General features: G+C 67.5%; 22 protein-coding genes. 11 read left to right on the forward strand and 11 right to left on the reverse strand.

The window, feature by feature from the left end:
- The first annotated feature begins 121 nt into the window (after positions 1-121).
- The 8 genes from AB4Y92_RS18135 to hemB all read left to right on the forward strand — a co-directional run bounded on the left by AB4Y92_RS18135 (position 122) and on the right by hemB (position 8,718).
- Positions 122-661 (forward strand): RrF2 family transcriptional regulator, encoded by a 540-nt coding sequence (locus AB4Y92_RS18135; protein WP_441820929.1) that lies wholly within the window; start codon positions 122-124, stop codon positions 659-661.
- Positions 658-936: a hypothetical protein gene (locus AB4Y92_RS18140; RefSeq protein ID WP_441820930.1), complete on the forward strand. Its 279-nt coding sequence runs from the start codon at positions 658-660 to the stop codon at positions 934-936. Before AB4Y92_RS18135 ends, AB4Y92_RS18140 begins: the two co-directional genes overlap by 4 nt.
- A gap of 152 nt (positions 937-1,088) precedes the next feature.
- The gene (locus tag AB4Y92_RS18145; RefSeq protein ID WP_441820931.1) at positions 1,089-2,534 is read left to right on the forward strand and encodes an OprO/OprP family phosphate-selective porin; all 1,446 of its coding nucleotides are present in this window, start codon (positions 1,089-1,091) and stop codon (positions 2,532-2,534) included.
- A gap of 28 nt (positions 2,535-2,562) precedes the next feature.
- Positions 2,563-3,564 (forward strand): sulfate ABC transporter substrate-binding protein, encoded by a 1,002-nt coding sequence (locus AB4Y92_RS18150; protein ID WP_441820932.1) that lies wholly within the window; start codon positions 2,563-2,565, stop codon positions 3,562-3,564.
- A gap of 1,212 nt (positions 3,565-4,776) precedes the next feature.
- Positions 4,777-5,643 (forward strand): sulfate ABC transporter permease subunit CysT, encoded by an 867-nt coding sequence (gene cysT, locus AB4Y92_RS18155; RefSeq protein ID WP_441820933.1) that lies wholly within the window; start codon positions 4,777-4,779, stop codon positions 5,641-5,643.
- On the forward strand, positions 5,636-6,508 hold the full coding sequence (gene cysW, locus AB4Y92_RS18160) for a sulfate ABC transporter permease subunit CysW (RefSeq protein ID WP_441820934.1): 873 nt from the start codon (positions 5,636-5,638) through the stop codon (positions 6,506-6,508). The genes cysT and cysW overlap by 8 nt, the downstream gene beginning before the upstream one ends.
- A 35-nt stretch (positions 6,509-6,543) precedes the next feature.
- Entirely contained in the window at positions 6,544-7,587 is a 1,044-nt protein-coding gene (locus AB4Y92_RS18165; protein WP_441820935.1) for a sulfate/molybdate ABC transporter ATP-binding protein, read from the forward strand.
- A gap of 138 nt (positions 7,588-7,725) precedes the next feature.
- Positions 7,726-8,718 (forward strand): porphobilinogen synthase, encoded by a 993-nt coding sequence (gene hemB, locus AB4Y92_RS18170; protein WP_441820936.1) that lies wholly within the window; start codon positions 7,726-7,728, stop codon positions 8,716-8,718.
- 103 nt (positions 8,719-8,821) lie between these two features.
- On the opposite strand, the gene AB4Y92_RS18175 is transcribed toward hemB, so the two are convergent.
- The 4 genes from AB4Y92_RS18175 to AB4Y92_RS18190 all read right to left on the reverse strand — a co-directional run bounded on the left by AB4Y92_RS18175 (position 8,822) and on the right by AB4Y92_RS18190 (position 11,592).
- On the reverse strand, positions 8,822-9,139 hold the full coding sequence (locus AB4Y92_RS18175) for a hypothetical protein (RefSeq protein ID WP_441820937.1): 318 nt from the start codon (positions 9,137-9,139) through the stop codon (positions 8,822-8,824).
- Between the two features lie 109 nt (positions 9,140-9,248).
- Positions 9,249-9,554 (reverse strand): hypothetical protein, encoded by a 306-nt coding sequence (locus tag AB4Y92_RS18180; RefSeq protein ID WP_441820938.1) that lies wholly within the window; start codon positions 9,552-9,554, stop codon positions 9,249-9,251.
- Between the two features lie 218 nt (positions 9,555-9,772).
- Positions 9,773-10,705 (reverse strand): TolB family protein, encoded by a 933-nt coding sequence (locus tag AB4Y92_RS18185; protein WP_441820939.1) that lies wholly within the window; start codon positions 10,703-10,705, stop codon positions 9,773-9,775.
- Positions 10,706-10,740: 35 nt separating this feature from the next.
- Positions 10,741-11,592, reverse strand: coding sequence for a TolB family protein (locus AB4Y92_RS18190; RefSeq protein ID WP_441820940.1), 852 nt, complete (start codon positions 11,590-11,592; stop codon positions 10,741-10,743).
- 153 nt (positions 11,593-11,745) lie between these two features.
- Between AB4Y92_RS18190 and aroE the strand changes: the two genes are divergently transcribed.
- From aroE to AB4Y92_RS18205, 3 genes are all read left to right on the forward strand, one after another.
- Complete coding sequence (gene aroE, locus AB4Y92_RS18195) at positions 11,746-12,609, forward strand: shikimate dehydrogenase (protein WP_441820972.1); 864 nt, start codon at positions 11,746-11,748, stop codon at positions 12,607-12,609.
- Between the two features lie 109 nt (positions 12,610-12,718).
- The gene (locus AB4Y92_RS18200) at positions 12,719-13,060 is read left to right on the forward strand and encodes a hypothetical protein (protein ID WP_441820941.1); all 342 of its coding nucleotides are present in this window, start codon (positions 12,719-12,721) and stop codon (positions 13,058-13,060) included.
- Positions 13,061-13,067: 7 nt separating this feature from the next.
- Entirely contained in the window at positions 13,068-13,325 is a 258-nt protein-coding gene (locus tag AB4Y92_RS18205) for a YkgJ family cysteine cluster protein (RefSeq protein WP_441820942.1), read from the forward strand.
- A gap of 307 nt (positions 13,326-13,632) precedes the next feature.
- On the opposite strand, the gene AB4Y92_RS18210 is transcribed toward AB4Y92_RS18205, so the two are convergent.
- Genes AB4Y92_RS18210 through AB4Y92_RS18240 form a run of 7 tightly spaced genes read right to left on the reverse strand, consistent with a single transcriptional unit; the run spans position 13,633 to position 21,084 of the window.
- Positions 13,633-15,027 (reverse strand): DUF58 domain-containing protein, encoded by a 1,395-nt coding sequence (locus tag AB4Y92_RS18210; protein ID WP_441820943.1) that lies wholly within the window; start codon positions 15,025-15,027, stop codon positions 13,633-13,635.
- A complete protein-coding gene (locus tag AB4Y92_RS18215) occupies positions 15,024-16,013 on the reverse strand; it encodes an AAA family ATPase (RefSeq protein WP_215058423.1) in 990 nt (329 codons plus the stop codon). Before AB4Y92_RS18215 ends, AB4Y92_RS18210 begins: the two co-directional genes overlap by 4 nt.
- Positions 16,010-17,236 (reverse strand): DUF4350 domain-containing protein, encoded by a 1,227-nt coding sequence (locus AB4Y92_RS18220; RefSeq protein WP_441820944.1) that lies wholly within the window; start codon positions 17,234-17,236, stop codon positions 16,010-16,012. The genes AB4Y92_RS18215 and AB4Y92_RS18220 overlap by 4 nt, the downstream gene beginning before the upstream one ends.
- A complete protein-coding gene (locus tag AB4Y92_RS18225) occupies positions 17,233-18,876 on the reverse strand; it encodes a DUF4129 domain-containing protein (protein ID WP_441820945.1) in 1,644 nt (547 codons plus the stop codon). Before AB4Y92_RS18225 ends, AB4Y92_RS18220 begins: the two co-directional genes overlap by 4 nt.
- A complete protein-coding gene (locus tag AB4Y92_RS18230; RefSeq protein ID WP_441820946.1) occupies positions 18,873-19,886 on the reverse strand; it encodes a stage II sporulation protein M in 1,014 nt (337 codons plus the stop codon). Before AB4Y92_RS18230 ends, AB4Y92_RS18225 begins: the two co-directional genes overlap by 4 nt.
- Entirely contained in the window at positions 19,883-20,566 is a 684-nt protein-coding gene (locus AB4Y92_RS18235; RefSeq protein WP_441820947.1) for an RDD family protein, read from the reverse strand. Before AB4Y92_RS18235 ends, AB4Y92_RS18230 begins: the two co-directional genes overlap by 4 nt.
- A complete protein-coding gene (locus tag AB4Y92_RS18240; protein WP_441820948.1) occupies positions 20,566-21,084 on the reverse strand; it encodes an RDD family protein in 519 nt (172 codons plus the stop codon). The genes AB4Y92_RS18235 and AB4Y92_RS18240 overlap by 1 nt, the downstream gene beginning before the upstream one ends.
- Between the last annotated feature and the right edge of the window lie 59 nt (positions 21,085-21,143).

A 21,143-nucleotide genomic window follows, 5' to 3' on the forward strand; every position in this document is an offset into this window, starting at 1 on the left:
CCGGGCGAGGTTGGGAGGAAGGCACACCCAGGCACATGCCCCCTCGTCATAAGCAGATGAAGCATTACCTTTTCCCCTGAGCCACCGCCCGCGGCCACATTTCCTACATGGTGACTGGGAAATGCTGACGATGAAGGCCAAGTACGCTTTGCGGGCGATGTGCGCGCTCGCTCGCGCCGAAGGCGGCCGGCTGCCGGCCGACTCGGCTTACGCGCCGCGCCACGGCCGCCTGCAGGCCCGCGCGATCGCCGAACACAGCGGCGCGCCCGGCAAGTTTCTCGAATCCATCCTGGTGGACCTGCGCGAAGCCGGCTTCATCGACAGCCGCCGCGGCCAGAAAGGCGGCCACGCCCTGGCGCGGCCGGCCGACCAGATCATGGTCGGCGACCTGATCCGCGCCATCGACGGTCCGCTCGCGCCGGTGCGCTGCGCCAGCGTCAGCGCCTATCAGCCCTGCGCCGATTGCCCCGATCCCGACGCCTGCAGCCTGCGCGCGCTGATGCGCGAGGCGCGCGACGCGCTTTCGTCCGTGCTAGACCGCCGCAGCCTGCACGAACTCGCGCTGGCGCCGGACTTCGGCGCCGCCGCGCTCGATCCCGCGCTGCTGGATGCGACCTTCCTGCCGGTGGCGACACTGGCCTATGGCGGAGACCGCGCATGAGCCGCGAAAGCGCCCGCAAACCCGCCGCGAGCCGCGCGCGCAAGCCCGCGGCCGACGCCGCGCCGCAGGTGTCGACCGTGCGTTACGAAATCGCGCGCGATCCCGAGCCGGAAATCAACATCGTCAACCTCAGCGATACCGAGTACGTGCTGCTCAAGGCGGTGCGCGAATTGGGCGCGGGCAAGATCGAAGTCGTCGTCCAGGATTCGCGCATCGTCGAGATCACGCGCAGCCAACGCGTGCCGGTCGAAGTGGCGGGCGAATCCTGGAGTTAAGCGGGGCGCTGGACCCAGGGGGGAACCTGGTCCGGCGAAGTTGCACAGCGTGTTCGCCGGCGGCTGCGATGTCCGGCCACTTCAACCTCGTTTGTTTTTCCTGCGCATCGCGCGGGCTAATCCACCGTCAGCACCGATCCAAGGAGCACATCATGCGAATCCGGGTAAGACCAGCGCGAACGTCACGCATCGCAGCCACCTCGCTGTGCAGCGCGCTCGCCTGCGTCCTGGCCTTGCCCGCGCAGGCCGGCGAGCCGACCGTGGCCGAACTCGCGCAACGGCTTAAGGCGATCGAGCAACGGCTCGGCACGTCAAGCGACAACGCTGTCGCCGGCAACGACCTGACCGACCTGGATCAGCGCCTGCGCGTGATCGAACGCAAGCTGGAACTGCAGGCCGAGGAAAGCGCGGCCCGCACCGCCAGCACGCCCACGGTGTCGCTGAGCGCGAGCAAGGGCCTGTCGATCAAATCGCCGCCGCCGGGCGATGTCGAAGTCAAGGTCAAGGCACTGGTGCAGGCCGACGGCCGCTTCTTCATCGGCGACGAGCAAGTGCCGCAGAACGACACCTTCCTGTTCCGCCGCATCCAGCCGAGCATCGAAGGCACCTGGGGTTCGCTGATCGGCTTCCGCATCCTGACCGAGTTCGCCGGCGACAGCGCGACCATCAACGATGCCTACCTCGATCTGAAATTCGATCCGCGCGCGACTTTGCGCATCGGTAAGTTCAAGAGCCCGGTCGGCCTGGAACGCCTGCAGTCGAGCGGTTCCACCGGCCTGATCGAACTGGGCCTGGCCTCAGAACTCACGCCCAACCGCGATCTGGGCCTGCAGTTGCAGGGCGAATTCGCCGGTTCCACCGTGTCCTACGCGCTCGGCGTGTTCAACGGCGCGGTCGATGGCCGCGACAGCCCGACCACCAATCCCGACAACGAATTCGAATACGCCGGGCGGATCTTCTTCGAGCCGTGGAAGAACGCCAGCAACGCGCTGTCGGGCCTGGGCTTCGGTGTCGGCGCCAGCGCCGGCGACCGCGCCGGCAGCGGCAACAATTTCCTGCCGCGTTATCGCACGCCGGGCCAGGCGCAGTTCTTCAACTACCGCAGCACCGTGCTCGCCGACGGCGCCAGCAAGCGCTGGTCGCCGCAGGCGTATTACTACCGCAACGCGTTCAGCCTGCTCGGCGAATACGTCAGCTCCAGCCAGGAAGTACGGATCGGCGCGTTCGACACCGAACTCGACCATCGCGCCTGGCAACTCACCGCCGGCCTGGTGCTGACCGGCGAAGACGCCGGCTACAAGGGCGTGGCCCGGCCTAACCAAGCTTTTACGGTCGGTGGTGCAGGCTGGGGCGCATTCGAACTGGTCGCGCGCTACGGCCGCCTGGACATCGACGACGCCGCTTTCCCGCGCTACGCCGACCCCAACGTCGTCGCCGCGGCGGCGCGTTCGTGGGGCCTGGGCTTGAACTGGTACCTGACCGGCAACCTCAAACTCGTCGCCAACTACACCCAGACCCAATTCGACGGCGGCGCGGCCGCGGGCCGCGACCGCGAAGACGAAAAAGCCTTCTTCACCCGCGCACAGCTCGCTTTCTGAGCACCGCTACCCAGCAGAGGAACCTACGATGAAAACCGCTTTCCGACTGATGCTGCTCAGCCTGGCGCTCGCCGCGGGCGCAGCCTCGGCCAAGGACGCCGAACTGCTCAACGTGTCCTACGATCCGACCCGCGAGTTCTACGCCGAGGTCAATCAGGTGTTCGCCGCGCAGTGGAAACAGCAGACCGGCGAAACCCTCAACATCCGCGCCTCGCACGGCGGCTCGGGCAAGCAGGCGCGCGCGGTAGTCGACGGCCTGGAGGCCGATGTGGTCACGCTCGCGCTGGCCGGCGACATCGACACCATCGCCGCCTCCAAGCAGTTGCCGGCCAACTGGCAGACGCGCCTGCCGCATCAAAGCTCGCCCTACACCTCCACCATCGTGTTCCTGGTGCGCAAGGGCAATCCGAAGGGCGTCAAGGACTGGGGCGATCTGGTCAAGCCCGGCGTCAGCGTGATCACGCCCAACCCGAAGACCTCCGGCGGCGCGCGCTGGAACTATCTGGCCGCGTGGGCCTGGGCGTCGACCAAGTACCGCGACGGCGACAAGGTCGTGGACTTCCTGACGCAGTTATTCAAGAACGTGCCCGTGCTCGACACCGGCGCGCGCGGTTCGACCACCACCTTCGTCGATCGCAAGATCGGCGACGTGCTGTTGGCCTGGGAAAACGAAGCGTTGCTGACCCTGGCCCAGCCCAGCAGCCGCGACCAGTTCGAGATCGTCGTGCCGAGCCTGAGCATCAAGGCCGAGCCGCCGGTGGCCTGGGTCGATAAGAACGTGGACAAGCACGGCACGCGCAAGCAGGCCGAGGCCTATCTGCGTTTCCTCTACACCCCGGAAGGCCAGCGCCTGGCGGCCAAGCACGGTTATCGCCCGTCGGAGCCGGACAAGGTGCCGGCGGCGGAGTTGAGCAAGTTCCCGGAAGTGAAGCAGGTCACCATCGATGGCGCGTTCGGTGGCTGGAAGAAGGCGCAGGCGGCGCATTTCTCCGATGGCGGGTTCTTCGACAAGATCTATTTGCCGAAGTGATAAGTACGGCGGCGCGCGGCGGGTGAACATATTTTCGCCAGCCCGCTGCGCCAACGGATATTTGCGCTGCTCTTCGCTCCGGCTTGGCCCTGCCTTGCTCTAGCTCTACTTCGCTCTAGCTCTGCTTCGCTCTGGCTTTGCTCGACCCTGCTTCGCTTTGGCTTTGGCTCAGCTCTGGCCCGGCGCCGCTAGTAACTCGCGAGACCGATGGACACCCGAAGGGCGGCGCACATGGACGTGCGCCGGGTGCCACCTTGGGCAGGATGCCCAATGTGGGACCTGCCTGCGTCGGCATCGCACTCGTGGCTTTTGACTCGAAACAGTCAATGCGTTTTCTTTGGTTACTTTCTTTGTCGCTTTGGACAAAGAAAGTGACCCGCCGCTTTATGGCGGAAGCGTTTAGCGTTTGATCTTGTTTGTTGTGTTTGATCTTGCTTGGGCGCCTCTAAGGCTTCTAACGAACCTGTAGTCCTTAATCGAAACAACCAGCCCTGCGCACTCTCTCCTACCGTCATTCCCGCGAACGCGGGAATCCAGGGCCTTTCGTGCGAGAACGCTTGAAGTCGCTGGATTCCCGCGTTCGCGGGAATGACGAGCAAAAGAAGCCTCAAGCAACAGCAACTGCAACAGAACGAGCAAGAGCGAGATCAAACGCCTAAAGCTTCCGCCATAGAGCGGCGGGTCACTTTCTTTGTCCAAAGCCACAAAGAAAGTAACCAAAGAAAGGGCTTTAGCTGTTTCGAATCAAAAGCCACGAGTACGTAGCTTGCGCAGGCAGGTCCCACATTGGGCATCCTGCCCAAGGTGGGACCCGGCGCACGTCCATGTGCGCCGCCCTCCGGGTGTCCCTGGTCTCGCGAGTTACTAGCTGCGCCAAGCCAGAGCGAGGCAATGGCAATGGCCACGGCAAGAGCAAAGACAGAGACAGAGGCAAGGCAAGGCAAGGCAAGGCGGATCAAAGCAACAACCAAGGGCAGCAACAACCTGAGCGGCGACACGACATCTCGCCCCGAACCCGTCAAATCGCCGACATCACGCCCCGGCACACCCACAACCGCCCATTCACCTCCCCGGAACCACCCCAACGCCACAATCCCCACCCATATCGCCATCTCGCACCTCGAAACAACCAACGCACATTTCCAAAGGCCCGCGTATCTGCGATAGCGTCACCTCCCTTCGCCCTCACAAAACCTCTGCCGCCCACGCCACATGAGCGAGCACGCCCTTCCCCTGCCGACCTCCGCCACCCGCTGGCGCCGGCCGTTACCCGGCCTCGGCCTCGGCCTGGGCATCGGCATGACGTGGCTCGGACTGATCGTCCTGCTGCCGCTGGCAGCGCTGATCCTGCGCTCCGGCGGCCTCGGCGTGGCCGGCTGGCTGCGCACGGTTTCCGATCCGCTGGTGCTGTCCTCGCTGCGGGTCAGCTTCTTGAGCGCCTTCATCGCCGCGGTGGCCGCGCTGGTGTTCGGCGCGCTGATCGCCTGGGTGCTGGTGCGCTACCGCTTTCCGGGCCGGCGCCTGATGGACGCCCTGGTCGATCTGCCGTTCGCGCTGCCCACCGCGGTCGCCGGCATCACCCTGGCGGCGATCTACGACGAGACCGGCTGGATCGGCCAGCTGGTGCAGCCCTTCGGCATCAAGCTGGTCAACAACATCACCGGCATCGTCATCGCGCTGATCTTCATCGGCCTGCCGTTCGCGGTGCGCACGGTGCAGCCGGTGCTGGAAGCACTGGGCCGCGAACAGGAAGAAGCCGCGATCTCGCTCGGCGCCTCGCGCCTGACCGCGCTGCGCCGCGTGGTCCTGCCCGAATTGCTGCCGGCGCTGCTGACCGGTTTCTCGCTGGCGTTCGCGCGCGGCCTGGGCGAGTTCGGCTCGGTGATCTTCATCGCCGGCAACCTGCCGATGAAGACCCAGATCGCGCCGCTGCTGATCACCATCCGCTTGTTCGAGGACAACGGCATCAACGCCGCCATCGTGCTGGCGACCTTGCTGCTGCTGATGTCGTTCGCCTGTCTGGTCGCGATCAATGCCGCGTCCGCCTTGTTCTCGCACGGTAATCGCAGCGATGGTTGAGCCGCGCCTTCCGCCGCAACGCGATCCCTTGCAGGAGCCGGCCTGGGTGCGCTGGCTGCTGATCGGCGCGGCCGGCGCGGTCATGCTGCTGATCGTGGTGCTGCCGCTGCTGATGCTGCTGGGCACCGCCTTCGGCAACGGCCTGAAGGCCTGGTTGAACGCGGTCACCGAACCCAACACGGTGGCGGCGCTGAAACTCACCTTGCTCACCGCCGCGATCGTGGTGCCGGTCAACGCGATCTGCGGCGTGTTCGCGGCCTGGGCGCTGACCCGCTTCGAATTCCGCGGCAAGCGCATGCTGCTGGCGCTGATCGATCTGCCGTTCGCGGTGTCGCCGGTGGTCGCCGGCCTGTGCCTGATCCTGTTGTTCAGCCCGTCGCACGGTTTCTTCGCGGATTTTCTCAACGCCTACGATCTCAAGATCATGTTCGCCACGCCCGGCATCGTGCTGGCGACGATGTTCGTGACCTTCCCGTTCGTGGTGCGCGAGCTGATTCCGTTGATGGAACAGCAAGGCAGCGACGAGGAACTGGCCGCGCGCTCGCTCGGCGCCAACGCCTGGAGCATGTTTTTCCGCGTGACTTTGCCCAACATCAAATGGGGCCTGCTCTACGGCGTGCTGTTGTGCAGCGCGCGGGCGATGGGCGAGTTCGGCGCGGTCACGGTGGTGTCGGGCAACGTCGTGGGCAAGACCAATACGCTGTCGCTGCATGTGGAAGTGTTGTTCAACCACCCCGGCGACCCGACCCCGGCGTTCGCGGTGGCTTCGCTGTTGGCCGGTCTGGCCTTGGTCACCCTGGTGATCAAGATCTGGCTGGAAGCGCGTCATGGCGACGCGCTCGCGCGTTCGCACCGCAGGCATTGATTCACCGAGCATCGTTTCACTAGGTATCGCCACGAATGGATCTGCACCTCAAAGCCATCGCCAAGCGTTATGCGACCGTCGCCGCCCTGGATGCGGTGAGCCTGGATGTCGCCTCCGGCGAGCTGGTCGCCTTGCTCGGGCCTTCGGGCTCGGGCAAAACCACGCTGTTGCGGGTCATCGGCGGCCTGCTGCAACCCGATTCGGGCCAGTTGCTGTTCGGCGATCAGGACGCGACCCGGCTGAGCCTGCGCGAGCGCAACGTCGGTTTCGTGTTCCAGCACTACGCCTTGTTCAAACACATGACGGTGGCGGAGAACATCGCCTTCGGCCTGCGTAGCCGGCCGCGTTCGCGGCGGCCGGACAAGGCGACCATCGCCAAGCGCGTGCAGGAATTGCTGGGGCTGATCCAGTTGCCGGAACTAGGCGGGCGTTATCCAGAACAACTCTCCGGCGGGCAGAAGCAGCGCGTCGCGCTGGCGCGCGCGCTGGCGATCGACCCGACCGTGCTGCTGCTGGACGAACCCTTCGGCGCGCTCGACGCCAAGGTACGCGTCGAACTGCGCCGCTGGCTGCGCCGGCTGCACGATCACACCGGCCAGACCACCTTGTTCGTCACTCACGATCAGGAAGAAGCGCTGGAACTGGCCGACCGCGTGGTCGTGCTCAAGGACGGCCGGATCGAACAGATCGGCACGCCCGATGAGATCTACAGCACGCCGGCCTCGGCCTACGTGTTCGATTTCATCGGCCGCGCCAACGTCATCGAAGGCCAGACCGAGGGCGGCGAGCTGTCGGTCAACGGCCACGCCCTGCGCCTGCCGGTAGACAGCAACAGCCGCAGCCGCGCGCGCCTGTACGTGCGGCCGCACGACATGGCCCTGGTCGGCGACGGCGAGGGCCTGCCGGCGCGGGTGCTGTCCTCGCACCGCCTGGCCGAGCGGATCACCCTGGAGCTGAGCATCGACGGCCAGCAGCGGCCCCTGGAGCTGGATCTGGTGGCGACGCCGGACGCGGTGACGCCGGCTTCGGGCAGCACGGTGCATGTGCGGCCGCTGCGATATCGGGTGTATTCGGACTGACCGGTCTTCAGGCCTTCTCCCGCAGGCGGGAGAGGGAGAGACAAGCGGGCTTGCCGGATCGGGCAGAACACAGCGTCACCGCCCAGCCGCGACCGCCGGTCGCAGGCCGCCCCGCCGCGCGGGGGTAAACTACCCGCCATGACCTACCCCTACTCGCGCCCGCGGCGGATGCGCCGCGACGACTTCTCGCGCCGACTCATGCGCGAGACCGTCCTCACCGCCAACGACCTGATCTATCCGGTCTTCGTGCACGAACTCGACGGCCGCGCGCCGGTCGGTTCCATGCCCGGGATCGAACGTCTGTCGATCGACGAACTGCTGCGCGTGGCCGAACAGGCCAGCGAACTGCGCGTGCCGGCGCTGGCGCTGTTCCCGGTGACCGCGCCGGACGCCAAGTCGCTGACCGCCGAAGCCGCGTGGCAGGACGACGGCCTGTGCCAGCGCGCCGTGCGCGCGCTCAAGCAGCGCTTCCCGCAGTTGGGCGTGATCACCGATGTCGCCCTGGACCCGTACACCACCCACGGCCAGGACGGATTGATCGACGACAGCGGCTACGTCATGAACGACGAAACCGTCGAAGCGTTGGTCAAGCAGGCGCTGTCGCACGCCGTCGCCGGCGCCGACATCGTCGCGCCCAGCGACATGATGGACGGCCGCATCGGCCAGATCCGCAACGCGCTGGAACTCGACGGCCACATCCACACCCGCATCCTCGCCTACAGCGCCAAGTACGCGTCCAGCTTCTACGGCCCGTTCCGCGACGCGGTCGGCTCGGCCGGCGCGCTCGGCAAGGGCAACAAGTACACCTACCAGATGGACCCGGCCAACAGCGACGAGGCCCTGCGCGAGATCGCGCTGGATCTGGAAGAAGGCGCGGACATGATCATGGTCAAGCCGGGCATGCCGTACCTGGACATCGTGCGCCGGGCCAAGGACGAATTCGGCGCGCCGACCTTCGTCTACCAGGTCAGCGGCGAGTACGCGATGCTGCGCGCGGCCATCCAGAACGGTTGGCTCGACGAACGCGGCTGCGTGATGGAAGCGCTGACCTCGATCAAGCGCGCCGGCGCCGACGGCGTGTTGACCTATTTCGCATTGGATGCGGCGCGGTGGATGCGCGAGGCGAACTGAATCCGGGCAAGTCCGCGCTACGGATATCGCCACGATCATTTTCAATCCGTTGACTTGGACGCCGCTCTAAGCGCCGTACTGAGTTGGCATCGGCTTCGCGCGCTTAAATCTGCAGCACGCAAACCGGCCTGACCGGGCGACTGCCGAGAACGAACGCAAATTCCATGGCTTCGTCCATCCGCTCGCCGTCGAAGAAGCTGGAAAAAATGAAGTAGGGATCGGCTTCGTCAGCGGGTGTCCAGCCGTCACGGATGCTCAGCATCACGCAGGCATCCAGGAACTCGTCCTGCAGCTGCGACGCATTGAGTCCGACGAAGGACACATAGTTCACTTCGAGCGTCAGCCACTGTTCGACCAGGGCCTGCATATCGTCCAGCGCGCCGCTGAGCGAATGCACGATGACCTTCTTGTCGTAGATCATGCGCTGCGCACCATCGATTTCGTTCGCATGCTCGCGTATGTCCGTATCCGTCGCGTTGCGATCATCCCCATACCACGAGGCCGGCCGCACGGCCCCGCGGCGAACTACGTCAGAACGAGTGGAAGGTGCAGAAGTCGATCACGGTGACGCCGGACTGGCTGGCATAGCCGTACAGCTGCGTTTCGCAATCGCTCTGCGAAGCAGCCGAGATGTGCGCATAGGTGTAGGTGTAACGAAGCGGGCCGTTCGGGCCGGGAACGGTATGCGGTTGCACCCAACGCACGGTCGCGTCCCAGGTGCCCCAGCTGGGTTGCGGAGGCTGCGGGTTGGTGCCGCCGATCGGAGCGGCCAGCGACGGCGCCGCGGCGACCGTCAACAGCAACGACAACAACAAGCCCCCTGTACGACGTTTCATGTTGCGCATCGAAAGTCCTTTTTGGTCAGCCACTGAATGTGGCCGGCGCAGCATAGGCACTCGCCGTCGGGCGAGGCCGCGCGCGCATGCGCGTATCCGATGGGCGGCGAATGGACGCGGATCGGCGGAATCGCGGCGCGGTGCGCGCGCGCGATCCTCATGCACCGCATCAAACGCGCATGACCGTTGGCGGCCGACGAATGGCTGGCCGCTGCGCGTTATTTCGACGTGGCAGACGCACCGCAGCCGGGCTTGCCCGTCGCCGCCGGCGCTTTCATCCGGTAGATATCCATCTTCCCCGCTTTCGGCGATTTCGCCGAACCGCTGACCAACAGCTCGCCGGGCTTGTTCCAATCCACGGTCGGCCCAAGCGTGTAGCCGCTGTCGGTATTGAACGACAACGCCAGCGGCGCCGCATCGGTGTACGCCGCGCCGTCGCATTGCGCTACGTACAAACGGATCGGATCGTCGGCGACGTTCTTCGAACGCGCGAACACGATCGCGCGGCCATCGGAGAGCCAGGCGCCGTCGAATTCGTCCTGCGCCGTATTGATGCCCGGCACCGGCTTGGGATCGGCGAAGGCCTTGCCGTTCCAGCTCGCCACGAACAGATCGTGACGGCCGGCGCCGCCGAAGCCGTTGCTGGCGAACAACAGACGATGGCCATCGCGACTCGGCGTCGGCGCCCATTCGTCGCCGCGGCTGTTGACGCCGGGCCCGAGGTTTTCCGCCGCGCCGTAACCGCCGTCGGCGCGCACCGCGGCGCGATACAGATCGTCGCCGCCCTGGCCGCCGGCGCGGTTGGAGAAGAAATACAGCCAGCGGCCGTCTGCACTGAACAAGGGATCGAAATCGTTCGCCGCGCTGTCGATGGCGAGCGGTTCGGGCTGCTGCCAGCGGCCGTCGATCCAGCGCGCCTGCCACAGATCCCAACCGCCCGCGCCGCCGCCGCGATCGGTGCTGCCCCAGACGATGCGCTGACCGTCCGGACTGACCGCGCCGCGCACTTCGCTGTGCGGCGTGGAGACCACGCCCATGCCTTCGATGCCGAATTCCGACAAGGCCCAGGCGCCGCCGGCGAACGCGCATAGCGCGAGACCGGCAGCGAATCGCAACGAAGACATCGGCGCGGGACGCATCGCGGTTTTCATCGGCAGGCCTCTCGTTTCCAACCGGCGCCGCAGGCTCATCGAATCCGCGGCAGCGCGCGCTGCCGGCCTTCCTTGAGCACCGCATCGGCGACGCAGCCGCCCTGCCCGGTCACCGCCGGCGCTTTCATCCGGTAGATGTCCTGCTTGCCGGCCTTCGGCGACTTGGCGGTGCCGTTGAGTAACAGTTCGCCGGGCTTGTTCCAGTCGATCACCGGGCCGTAGGTGAAACCGTCCTCGTTGTTGAACGACAACGGCAACAGTTCGGCCCGACCGTACTGGCGGCCGTCGCATTGGGCGACGAACAAACGCACCGCCTTGGTTTTGACGTCGTCCGAGCGCGTGAACACGATCGCGCGTCCATCGCCGAGCCAGGTTGCGTCGAATTCGTCCGCCTCGGTGTTGATGCCCGGAACCGGTTGCGGATCGACGAAGGCCTTGCCGTCCCAGCGTGCGATCCACAGATCCTGGCCGCCGGCGCCGCCGCGTCCGTCGCTGGCGAACATCAGGTGCTGGCCGTCGCGGCTCGGCGTCGGCGCCCATTCGCTGCCGGAGGTGTTGACTCCGGGGCCGAGATTCTCGGCCGGGCCGTAGCCGCCGTCGTCGAGGACCGCGGCGCGGTACAGGTCTTCGTTGCCCAAGCCGCCGGGGCGGTCGGAGAAGAAATACAGCCAGCGGCCGTCGCCGCTGAACATGGGGTCGTAGTCCTTGGACGCCGTGTTGATCGACAACGGCTCGGGGTTCTGCCAGCGGCCATCGACCCGGCGGGCCTGCCACAGGTCGCGCCCGGCCGGTCCGCCGGGGCGGTCGCTGCTGCCCCAGACGATGCGCCGTCCGTCGGGACTCACGCTCGCGCGCACTTCGCTGTGCGGGGTCGAGACAATGCCCATGCCTTCTATGCCGAATTCGCTCAGGCCCGCGTGGACCGTGCTGGCGAGCCCGCAGGCGAGGAGTACACTCGATCCAAACCAGACCCTGGCGTGCCGCATTGTGCGTCTCCCAACGGAAGGGTCCACAGTCTAGAACGAGGCGCGCTCATGTCGATGGATTCCAGTTCGTCCAGCCCGGTCCTGCGTTACGCGGTCTTCGGCCATCCGGTCGCCCACTCGCTGTCGCCGCGCATCCATGCCGCGTTCGCGCGCCAGTTCGGGATCGCGCTGGAGTACGTCGGGGTGGACGCCGCGCCGGAGCGCTTCGACGTGGCCCTGGCCGAATTCGCCGCCGAGGGCGGACTGGGCGCCAACATCACCCTGCCGTTGAAGACGCGCGCCGCCAGCATCTGCTCGCACCTGAGCGATCGCGCCCGCCGCGCCGGCGCGGTCAATACATTGATCCGCAGCGCCACCGGCTGGGAAGGCGACAACACCGACGGCGTCGGCCTGATCCGCGACCTCACCGAACGCCACGGCCTGGACCTGCGCGAACGCCGCACCCTGCTGATCGGCGCGGGCGGCGCGGCGCGCGGCGTGGCGCCGGCGCTGCTGGATGCCGGCATCGGCGATCTGTTCATCGTCAACCGCACGCCCGAACGCGCCGACGCGCTCGCCGACACGCTCGGCCTGCCCGGCCGCGTGCATCCGCGTTACCTGTCCGACGTGAGCACGCTCGGCAACTTCGACCTCATCGTCAACGCGACCTCGGCCGCGCGCGACGACGCCATGCCGACCTTGCCGATGAGCCTGGCCACGCCGCGCACCGCGGCGGTGGACCTGAGCTACGGCGAAGCGGCGATTCCGTTCCTGGCCTGGGCCAAGGTCGCCGGCGCACACGATCGCATCGACGGCCTGGGCATGCTGGTCGAACAGGCCGCGGAAAGTTTCGAGCGCTGGCACCGCAAGCGTCCGGACACCGATCCGGTGTACGCGCAACTGCGCCAGGGCGCGTTGTCGCTGGTCACGGCGGACTGAGCGGCATGCGGTCGCGATCGCGCGCGCGTGCTTCGCGCGCATCGGCTTTTCGATGCCTGCGCCGCGAGCGATGCGATCGCGGCGCCGCCGCAGCCGCAAAGGCGCCGCGATGAACCAATTCATGCTCTCGGTGCTGCCGAACCTGCTGATGGCATTGCCGGGCATGCTGCTGTACGTGCTCGGCCTGTCGTTGTGCCTGATGCGCAAGCCCTCGCTGGGCAAGGCCAGCACCTACGCCAGCCTGGGCTTCGGACTGTTGCTGCTCAGTTCGTTGCTGGGCCTGGGCACTCAAGCCTGGATCATGTGGTCCACGCAGCACGAACACGCCTCGATCAGTTCGCTCTCGATCCAGTTGGCCGCGATGAGCGTCGCCAACACCCTGGTCTCGCTGGCCGGTGTCGGCCTGCTGCTGGCGGCGATCCTCGTGCGCCGGCCCGCGCAGGGCGGTTGAGCCGGCCATGCATTGCCGCGACCAATGCGGCGCGTGCTGCATCGCGCCGTCGATCACCTCGCCGATTCCCGGCATGCCGCACGGCAAGCCGGCGGGAATTCCGTGCGTGCAGCTGGACGACGAACTGCGTTGCCGCTTGTTCGGCAAGCCGGAGCGGCCGGCGTTCTGCGGTTCGTTGCAGCCTTCGTTCGAGATGTGCGGACGCGATCGCGGCGAGGCGATGGCTTCGTTGGCGGAGTTGGAGCGGGCGACCGCACCGAACTGAGCGCTCGTCGGGGCGGGCGTATGCGATGGCCGCTTGCCGAATGGGGCGATGAAGTGCTGCGATTGCGCGGGCCGCTGTCATCGCTACGCCTTTGCTGTTGCCCCCTTTGAAGAGGGGGCGAACGGCCGCGCAGCGGACGTGGGGGATTTGCTTTTGCTGCTCTATGCGGGCAAAAAGCAAATCCCCCCTAGCCCCCCTTTTTCAAAGGGGGGAAGCGGTAGGTGGGATGGCGAAGGTGTGAGGGGAACGAAGGATCAATTGCATCGTGTCTGTGCGTGTCGAAGCGAACCGCCACGGCTTACCACCCTTACAGCAACCCGTCCCGCTTAACCGCGAGATACTTCTCCACCAACGACGCCGCCAGCTGGCTGCAGCTCACGTCCAGAACCATGACCCCGTGATTGCGCAGGGCTTCGTGCGCGCGCACGCGGTGCTCCAGGTACTGCGCGGTGGCGCCGGCGCGGATGGCGCCGGACAGGTCGCCGACGTCTTCGTCCAGCGCCTGGTCGAGCGAGCCTTCGCGCAGGCTGGCCACGCACACCAGGTGACGCCCGCGCAGCATGCGCACGGCGGCGAGCAGGTCGTCCATGTCTTCGTCGCGCAGGTTCGTCACCAGCATCACCAGCGAGCGGCGGCGCTGGCGCAGCGACAGTTCGGTGGCCGCGGCGAGGAAGTCGGTGGCGATCGGCTGCGGTTGCAGCGCGTAGCTGGCGCGCAGCAGGTTGTCGATCGCGCCGACGCCGCGCTGCGGCGGCACCCAGCGGCTCTGGCCGCCGTTGGCGAGCAAGCCGACGCCGTCGCCCTGACGCAGCGCCAGATACGCCACCACCAGCGCCGCGTCCAGCACGTGATCGAAATGCGACAAGGCGCCGTCGCGCGCCATCAGCCGGCGGCCGGTGTCGAGCATCAGCACCAGTTGCTGGTTGCGTTCGTCCTGGTACTCGCGCGAGATCAACCGGCGCGCGCGCGCGGTCGCCTTCCAGTCGATCTGGCGCAGGCTGTCGCCGACGCGGTATTCGCGCATCTGATGGAAGTCGGTGCCTTCGCCGCGGCGGCGCTTGACGTGCGCGCCGACCAGCCGCGACGCCTGTTCGGCGCTGAACATCGCGAACTTGGCCAGCGGGGCGAAATTGGGAAACACGCGCACGCGCTGGATTTCGCCGGTCACCCGCGACTGCCACCACAGGCCCCACGGCGAATGCATGCGCAGTTGCACGCCGTCGAACTGGAAATCGCCGCGCATGTTGGCGCGCAATTGGTAATCGAAGATCGCAGCCTCGCCGCGGCGCAGATCCAGACGGCGCGGCAAATCGCGCATCGCCCAGCCGCCGGGATGCAGGTCGAACGCGTCCACGCGTTGCCGGCGCTGGCTCGCTTCCACCGTCAACGTGACCGGGCGTTCCACGCCGATCGCCCAGGTGTCGTGCATCTTGCGCGCGGCTTGCGGTGTCGGCGCGCGCAACAGCCGCGCCAGATCGATGATCGCAATCAGCAGCACCACGATCGTCGCCGCCTGCCACGCCTGCGCGTGCAGCCAGCCCGCGCTGGCCGCCAGGCCCAGCGCCGACCACGGCAGCACCAGCCACGCCCAGCGCGGCGCCGGCCGCGCCCAACCGCGCCGCGGCAGCGCGCGATCGCGCGGCACCGACAGATCGGCGTCGCTGGAGGCGACCGGCAGCGGCGGCGGCAAGGCCGATTTCATTGACGCGGCGCTTCCACCGTGGCGAGCAGGGTGTGCAGCACGTCGTCGGGCGACTGGCCCTCGATCTGCAACTCCGGCGCCAGCGCGATGCGATGGCGCAGCACCGGCTTGGCGACTTCGCGCACGTCGTCGGGAGTGACGAAATCGCGGCCCGACAGCACCGCCTGCGCGCGCGCCGCGCGCACCAGCCCGAGGCTGCCGCGCGGACCGGCGCCGAGCGCGATGCCGGCCCAGTCGCGGGTCTTGCCGACGATGCGCACCACGTAGTCGATCACCGCCTCATCCACCCGTACCAGCGCGGTGCCTTGCTGCATCGCCACGATCTCTTCCGGACCCAGCACGCGCTGCACCTGCGAGAGATCGAAATCCGACGCGCTGCGGCCCAGGCTGACCGCGGTGACCATGCGCTTTTCGTCGGCGCGGCTGGGGTAGTCGATCAGGATCTTCAGCAGGAACCGGTCCAACTGCGCTTCGGGCAATGGGTAAGTGCCTTCCTGCTCGACCGGGTTCTGCGTGGCCAGGGTCAGGAACGGCGGCGGCAGTTCGAAGCTGTGGCCTTCGATGGTGACCTGCAGTTCCTGCATCGCTTCGAGCAAGGCCGACTGGGTCTTGGCCGGGGCGCGATTGATTTCGTCGGCCAACAGCAAATTGGTGAACACCGGCCCGCGGCGGATATTGAAGCTCTCCGTTTTAGGGTCGTACACCGCGTGCCCGCTGATGTCGCTGGGCATCAGGTCGGGCGTGAACTGCACGCGCGCATAGCCGCAATCCAGGGCCTTGGACAGCGCGCGCACCACCAGGGTCTTGCCCAGGCCGGGCACGCCTTCCAGCAGCGCGTGGCCGCCGGCGAGCAAGGCGATGAGGATCTGGTCGAGAACGTCGGCCTGGCCGATGAAGGCCTTGCTGACTTGCTCGCGCACATCGGCGGCGCGTTGCGCCAGCGCGGCGCCGGTGATCGGAACGAGCGGAGCGGCGTCGAGGCTCATAAGCGGTTTCTCATGCGGATCAAATTGGCGATGCGGGCGCGGAACGCAGCGTGGTCGCGCGCCAGCGGAGTGGCCAGGGCGTCGCGGATCGCGGCGACGTCGAGGTTGGGTTCGTTCTTGTAGCGCTGGGCGAGCAGATCGATCTGCGCCTCGCCCTGGATCGCCGCGGCATACGGATCGCGCCGGCGCAGCCGCGCCAGGAACGCGGCGCGCACCGCCGCGTGCAGGCTCGGGCCGTAGCCGTAGCGGTAGATGTGTTCGCCGCTGGCGACGATGTGTTCCAGCAGCGAACGCCGCTCCATCGCCGGCGCCGGCCGCAACGGCCCCAGCCGCTGCATGCGCTGCCACAGCCAGCCCAGCAGCCACAGCAGCAGCGGCAGCCACGCCATCCAGCTGTTGACGATCAGGGTCTTCCACAGCGACGGAACTTCGGCGGCGTAGATCAGGTGGATGGTGCCGGCGCGGTAGTTCGGCGCCAGGATCTGCCGCGCCAGCGCGGCGCTGCCCGGCTTGGCGATGCGATCGCGCCCGCCCATGCCCAGGCCGTCGAGAAACGGATTGCCGGTGCCGCCGCGATTGGACAGGAAATCCAGGTCCGACAGCACATCGACCTTGCCCTCGCCGAAAGGAAAGCGCGCGTAGACGTAAGCGCTGTCCTCATCGCCCCAGGCGAAATCCGGATCGACCTCGCTGTTATAGAAATAGAACCGGCGCGCGTTGCAGAACAAGTCCTGCGGCGCGTTGCTGCGCTCGTACAGGCCCACGCACTGGTCGCGCTGATCCTCGGCCTCGGGCACGTCGTCGGCGTCGAGCAAGGTCACACCGAGCGCGCCGAGCACCGGCACCGGCGAGCTGCCGATGTTCTCGCGCCACGGCGGCGTGCGCACGATCAAATGGCCTCCGTGCTCCACCCAGGCCAGCAAGGCATCGGCGTCGGACGCGGACAGCGTGCGCGGATCGCGATAGATCAGCACCGTGTCGCGCGGCTTCAGCGTGTGCGTGGACAGCAGCAGGCGCTGGCGCGCGTCGACTTTCACTCCGTCCTTCTGCAAGGCCAGCTTGAGCACGTACAGCGGATTGCTGGCGGCTTCGCCAGTGCGCGGGCTATCGACGGTTTCCTCGACCTTGACGTAGCCGCGCTTCCAGATCACGCCGATGATCAGCGCCAGCGCGATCACCACGACCGCGCCGACGGCGACGAACACCGCGTTGCCGCGGTTCATGCCGTCCACCCGAAGCGCTGCGCCAACTGGCCGACCAGATCGTCGAAATCCTCGCTGCCGGGCAGGGTCTGCGCATAGGCCGCGTACTGCCAGGTGCGCACCGCGCGCGCGAACACGTCGCGGTCTTCGGCCGCGCCGAGCTTGCGCGAGGCGCGCAGGCACTGCGCCTCGGTGGCGCCGGGCACCAGCACGATCTGCGCGCGCGCGGCCATCGATTCGACCGCGGCGCGGTACATCAGCGCCAGCGCGTCGCGATGGCGGCCGCTCTGCCACAGGCGCCGGATCGCGGTGGGAATGTTGTCGGGCAGCGGCTCGGGTTCGGCCAGCACCGCGGTGCGCACTTCGCCGGGCGCCGGCGCGTCTTCCTCGCCGCCGCCGCGGAACCAGCCCAGCCAGCGTCCGGCGGTGAACAGCAGCAGGCCGACGATCACCGCCACGATGCCCCACAGCAGCACCTGCAGCGCCGACGCCAGCCCTTGGCCCAGGCCCTTGAACAAGGCGCCGTCGCGCGCCTTGGGCTCGTCCTTGGCGACCTCGTTCTTGGCCTTCCACACCGTCTGCTTGCGCTTGGGCGCGACGCTGGGTTCGACCATCGCCTTGGCCACTGCCTCGCGCAGGCTGCGGTCGTCGGCGCGCGCATCGCCGTACAACTCGCCCAGCGTGGACGGCAGGCGCCTGGATTTCTTGCTGCTGTCGAATTCGCGGATCGGCGCGGTACGGGTGTGCGACGGCTCTTCCTCGGAATCGTCGTCGTCGCTCGCCTCGATGGGCGCGTCCGCGACCTGCGCCGCGGCGGCGAGTTCATCGCCGTCGGCGATCTGCGCCGCGGCATCGGGCAGCCAGCCGGCCATCAGGCACAACGCCAGCAGCGTCGGCGCGGCGGCCGCGGCCAGGCGCGCGCGCAGGCGGCGGAACACGATCTCGATGTCCCAGCCTTCGATCTCGGTGCGGCGGTTGAGGTACAAACCGAAACCGGCGCCGACGTAGAACGGCTCAATCACGCTGACCGCGATCCAGATCAGGCCGTTGAACAACGCGTTCATCCAGTGCGGCTGTTCGAGGAAGGAATCCCACAGCGACTTCAGCGTGTCGGGCAGATAGTCGAACGGAATGATGACCAGACCGGCGAACACCGTGCCGAGGACGATCAGCATTTCGAAATTGGCGCATACCAAGGTCAGCAGCGCGCACACCCCGTACACCGGCGCGCCCAGCGCGGAGCGGCGCTGGCGCGCTTCCGAACTGTCGCCGCCTTCGAGCAGATCCACCGGCAGGTACAGCGAACGCGCCGGGCCCAGCCGGCGCCAGGTCAGGTACGGCAGCCACCAGCGCGCGCCCCAGCGCAGCTGCGCGCGCACGGTCTGGCGCGTGCTCGGGGTTTCGCCGAACACCGCGCGCGAAATCACGAACAGCGGGATGCGGTCGAACCACGGCTTGAGCCACCACATCAACAGGCCCGACAGCCACAGCAGGTCCAGCGCCCAGCCGGCGGCGTTGAGCAGCACCAGCAGCGGCAAGGTCACCAGCAGCCACGGCTTCCAGATCGCGCCGGCATGGCGGCGGACCAGGGCCATGCCGAGTTCGCAGGCCTCCCACGAGGTGCGCGGACGCAGGGCGACGGTGAGCGCTTCGAGCTTCATTGCGCGTCTTCGTCGTCTTGATGGATCGCGTTGCGGCCGCCGCGCGCCAGCCAGGCGAATACCAGCACCCACAGCGCCGCGCCGACCGTGTACTTGATCGAGGCCGGCACGCTCGCGATCGAGGACCAGAACGCCTCAACGAAGGCGGCGAACACCAGCATCGCGAACACGCCGATGCATATCTTGGCGCCGCGCCGGCCGCCGTGGATCAGCGAATCGACGCGGCGGCGCTGGCCCGGCGCCAGCAGGCTCAGGCCCATGCGCAACCCGGCGCCGCCGGCGATGACGATCGCGGTGAGTTCCGGCGCCGAATGGCCGGCGACGAAACGCCAGAACGGATCGCCGTGGCCGACAGCCTGCAGATGCCCGGCGACCCCGCCGATGGTGATGCCGTTGAAGATCAGCACGAACACCGTGCCCAAGCCGGCCAGCAGGCCGGCGGCGAAGGTCTGGAAACCGATGCCGACGTTGTTGCCGATGTAGTGCGCGAACATCTGCAGATCGTCTTCGTCGGTGCGGCCCAGCTCGCGCTTGGAGGCCGGGTCGTACATTTGTTCGTAACTGGCCAGCGTTTGCGCGTCGAACAGGCCCGAAGCCAGATCGGGCTTGACCTGGATGGCGACGAAGATGCTCACCAGCGGAATCACGAACAGCAGCGCCGCCGCCAGCATGCAGCGCCATTCGGCGCGCACTAGGCGCGGAAAACCGGCCAGCAGGAATTCGATCGCGCGCCGCCCGTGCACCGGCTTGGTCCGGTACAGCACGCTGTGGCCGCGCTGCATCAGCGACTGCAGGCGGTCGGTGACCACCGCGCTGTAGCCGCGCCGGCGCGCCAGCGCCAGTTGCTGGCACAGGCGCCGATGGCGCGCGGGCATTTCGTCGTCGCCGATGCCGGTCCACGAACGCCGGTGCTTGCGCGCCTCGCGCGCGCTGAGCGAACGCTTCTCCAGCCACAATTCGAACTCGCGCCACTCTGCCTGATGACGCTCGACGAAACGCTCCTGCCTCATCGTCGCCCCAGCAGCCAGTTAGCGATGCCGTACAGCCGCGTCACCGCGGTTTCGCCGCGCGCGTGCACCAGCGGCTCGGCCAGATCGGCGAGTTCGGCCTGGCGCGCCGCGGTCAGGCGCGGGCCGCGTTCGGCGAAGGCGACCACGGCGGCTTGTTCGTGCTGCAGCAGCATCTGGTTCGGCGCGATCGCCGGCGCCACCGCGGCCTCATGCAGGATCTGCTGACGCGGCGCGTGCACCACCAGGGTGCCGGCGACCATGTCGCCGAGACGGCGGCCCCAGGGATCGATCAGGCACGTGGTCAGCCCGACCGCGTAGCCGACCGGCAAGGCATCGACCACGCGCAACAGATTGCGGGTGAACGACGCCATCCAGCCGACCGGCGCGCCGTCGGCGGCGACCACGCGCAGGCCCAGCGCCCATTTGCCCGGCGTGCGGCCCTGCATCAGCACTTCGAACAGCACCGAGTAGAACCAGCTCAGCACGAAACTGATCAGCATCAGCAGCGCGTAGCCGACGCCACCGAACAGGCCTACGAGCGCCTGCAGAAACGCGGTGTAGATGGCGCCGCGCGCGGCCAGATCGATCGCGTACGCCAGCGCCCGCGGCACCGGACCGGCCGCGCGCAGGTGCAGGGCCACCCCTTCGGGTGTCACCACCTGGCGGTACGTGTCGAGCATCAGGCGTTGACGACCTTGGTGTCGGCCAGCAGGTCGTGCAGGCAGCGGCTTTCCTCGCCGAAGATCCACAGCACGTTGGCCAGGGCGAACAGGCCGCCGAGGCAGGGCACTTGTTCGATCACCCCGGTGACCACCATGCGCAGGCCCAGGATGCGGCCGAAGCTGGCCGGCGAGCCGTCGTTGCGCACGATCTTGATATTCATCCAGCGCTTGCCCAGCGTCTGCGAGGTCTGGTACAGCAGCACCAGCTGATAGATCGCCAGGCCCAGCACGGCCAGGCCGCAAATCACCATGCCGGTGATCTGCAGCGGAGTGAAATCCGGGGTCTCGCCGTTTTGTTGCGGGTTCATCGCCACGATCACGATCAACGGCACCAGGCAGGCCATCTGCAAACCCCAGTCGATCAGGCGCGCGACCAGACGGATGCCGCGATCGGCCTTGGCGCTTTGGTCCCACATTTCGGCGGGCAACGGCGGCGGCGCGCTCGGCGCGGCGTACGGATTCTGCGTTTCTTCCATGTCGCGATGACTCCCTGAGTCCTGCTTTCCCCTGCCGCGACTGTAAACGCGGCCGCCGG

It is taken from the genome of Lysobacter sp. TAB13 (genome assembly GCF_052113885.1).
Classification (GTDB): domain Bacteria; phylum Pseudomonadota; class Gammaproteobacteria; order Xanthomonadales; family Xanthomonadaceae; genus Lysobacter; species Lysobacter gummosus.

What these genes read in the sequence shown, in the direction of transcription:
- AB4Y92_RS18140 (WP_441820930.1), top strand. Translation starts at nt 658, where the DNA reads ATGAGCCGCGAAAGCGCCCGCAAACCCGCCGCGAGCCGCGCGCGCAAG.
- AB4Y92_RS18165 (WP_441820935.1), top strand. Translation starts at nt 6,544, where the DNA reads ATGGATCTGCACCTCAAAGCCATCGCCAAGCGTTATGCGACCGTCGCC.
- AB4Y92_RS18180 (WP_441820938.1), bottom strand. Translation starts at nt 9,554, where the DNA reads ATGAAACGTCGTACAGGGGGCTTGTTGTTGTCGTTGCTGTTGACGGTC.
- AB4Y92_RS18215 (WP_215058423.1), bottom strand. Translation starts at nt 16,013, where the DNA reads ATGAGCCTCGACGCCGCTCCGCTCGTTCCGATCACCGGCGCCGCGCTG.
- AB4Y92_RS18135 (WP_441820929.1), top strand. Translation starts at nt 122, where the DNA reads ATGCTGACGATGAAGGCCAAGTACGCTTTGCGGGCGATGTGCGCGCTC.
- AB4Y92_RS18225 (WP_441820945.1), bottom strand. Translation starts at nt 18,876, where the DNA reads ATGAAGCTCGAAGCGCTCACCGTCGCCCTGCGTCCGCGCACCTCGTGG.
- hemB (WP_441820936.1), top strand. Translation starts at nt 7,726, where the DNA reads ATGACCTACCCCTACTCGCGCCCGCGGCGGATGCGCCGCGACGACTTC.
- AB4Y92_RS18205 (WP_441820942.1), top strand. Translation starts at nt 13,068, where the DNA reads ATGCATTGCCGCGACCAATGCGGCGCGTGCTGCATCGCGCCGTCGATC.
- AB4Y92_RS18190 (WP_441820940.1), bottom strand. Translation starts at nt 11,592, where the DNA reads ATGGGCATTGTCTCGACCCCGCACAGCGAAGTGCGCGCGAGCGTGAGT.
- AB4Y92_RS18175 (WP_441820937.1), bottom strand. Translation starts at nt 9,139, where the DNA reads ATGATCTACGACAAGAAGGTCATCGTGCATTCGCTCAGCGGCGCGCTG.
- AB4Y92_RS18230 (WP_441820946.1), bottom strand. Translation starts at nt 19,886, where the DNA reads ATGAGGCAGGAGCGTTTCGTCGAGCGTCATCAGGCAGAGTGGCGCGAG.
- AB4Y92_RS18210 (WP_441820943.1), bottom strand. Translation starts at nt 15,027, where the DNA reads ATGAAATCGGCCTTGCCGCCGCCGCTGCCGGTCGCCTCCAGCGACGCC.
- AB4Y92_RS18200 (WP_441820941.1), top strand. Translation starts at nt 12,719, where the DNA reads ATGAACCAATTCATGCTCTCGGTGCTGCCGAACCTGCTGATGGCATTG.
- cysT (WP_441820933.1), top strand. Translation starts at nt 4,777, where the DNA reads ATGAGCGAGCACGCCCTTCCCCTGCCGACCTCCGCCACCCGCTGGCGC.
- AB4Y92_RS18150 (WP_441820932.1), top strand. Translation starts at nt 2,563, where the DNA reads ATGAAAACCGCTTTCCGACTGATGCTGCTCAGCCTGGCGCTCGCCGCG.
- AB4Y92_RS18235 (WP_441820947.1), bottom strand. Translation starts at nt 20,566, where the DNA reads ATGCTCGACACGTACCGCCAGGTGGTGACACCCGAAGGGGTGGCCCTG.
- AB4Y92_RS18240 (WP_441820948.1), bottom strand. Translation starts at nt 21,084, where the DNA reads ATGGAAGAAACGCAGAATCCGTACGCCGCGCCGAGCGCGCCGCCGCCG.
- AB4Y92_RS18145 (WP_441820931.1), top strand. Translation starts at nt 1,089, where the DNA reads ATGCGAATCCGGGTAAGACCAGCGCGAACGTCACGCATCGCAGCCACC.
- cysW (WP_441820934.1), top strand. Translation starts at nt 5,636, where the DNA reads ATGGTTGAGCCGCGCCTTCCGCCGCAACGCGATCCCTTGCAGGAGCCG.
- aroE (WP_441820972.1), top strand. Translation starts at nt 11,746, where the DNA reads ATGGATTCCAGTTCGTCCAGCCCGGTCCTGCGTTACGCGGTCTTCGGC.
- AB4Y92_RS18220 (WP_441820944.1), bottom strand. Translation starts at nt 17,236, where the DNA reads ATGAACCGCGGCAACGCGGTGTTCGTCGCCGTCGGCGCGGTCGTGGTG.
- AB4Y92_RS18185 (WP_441820939.1), bottom strand. Translation starts at nt 10,705, where the DNA reads ATGAAAACCGCGATGCGTCCCGCGCCGATGTCTTCGTTGCGATTCGCT.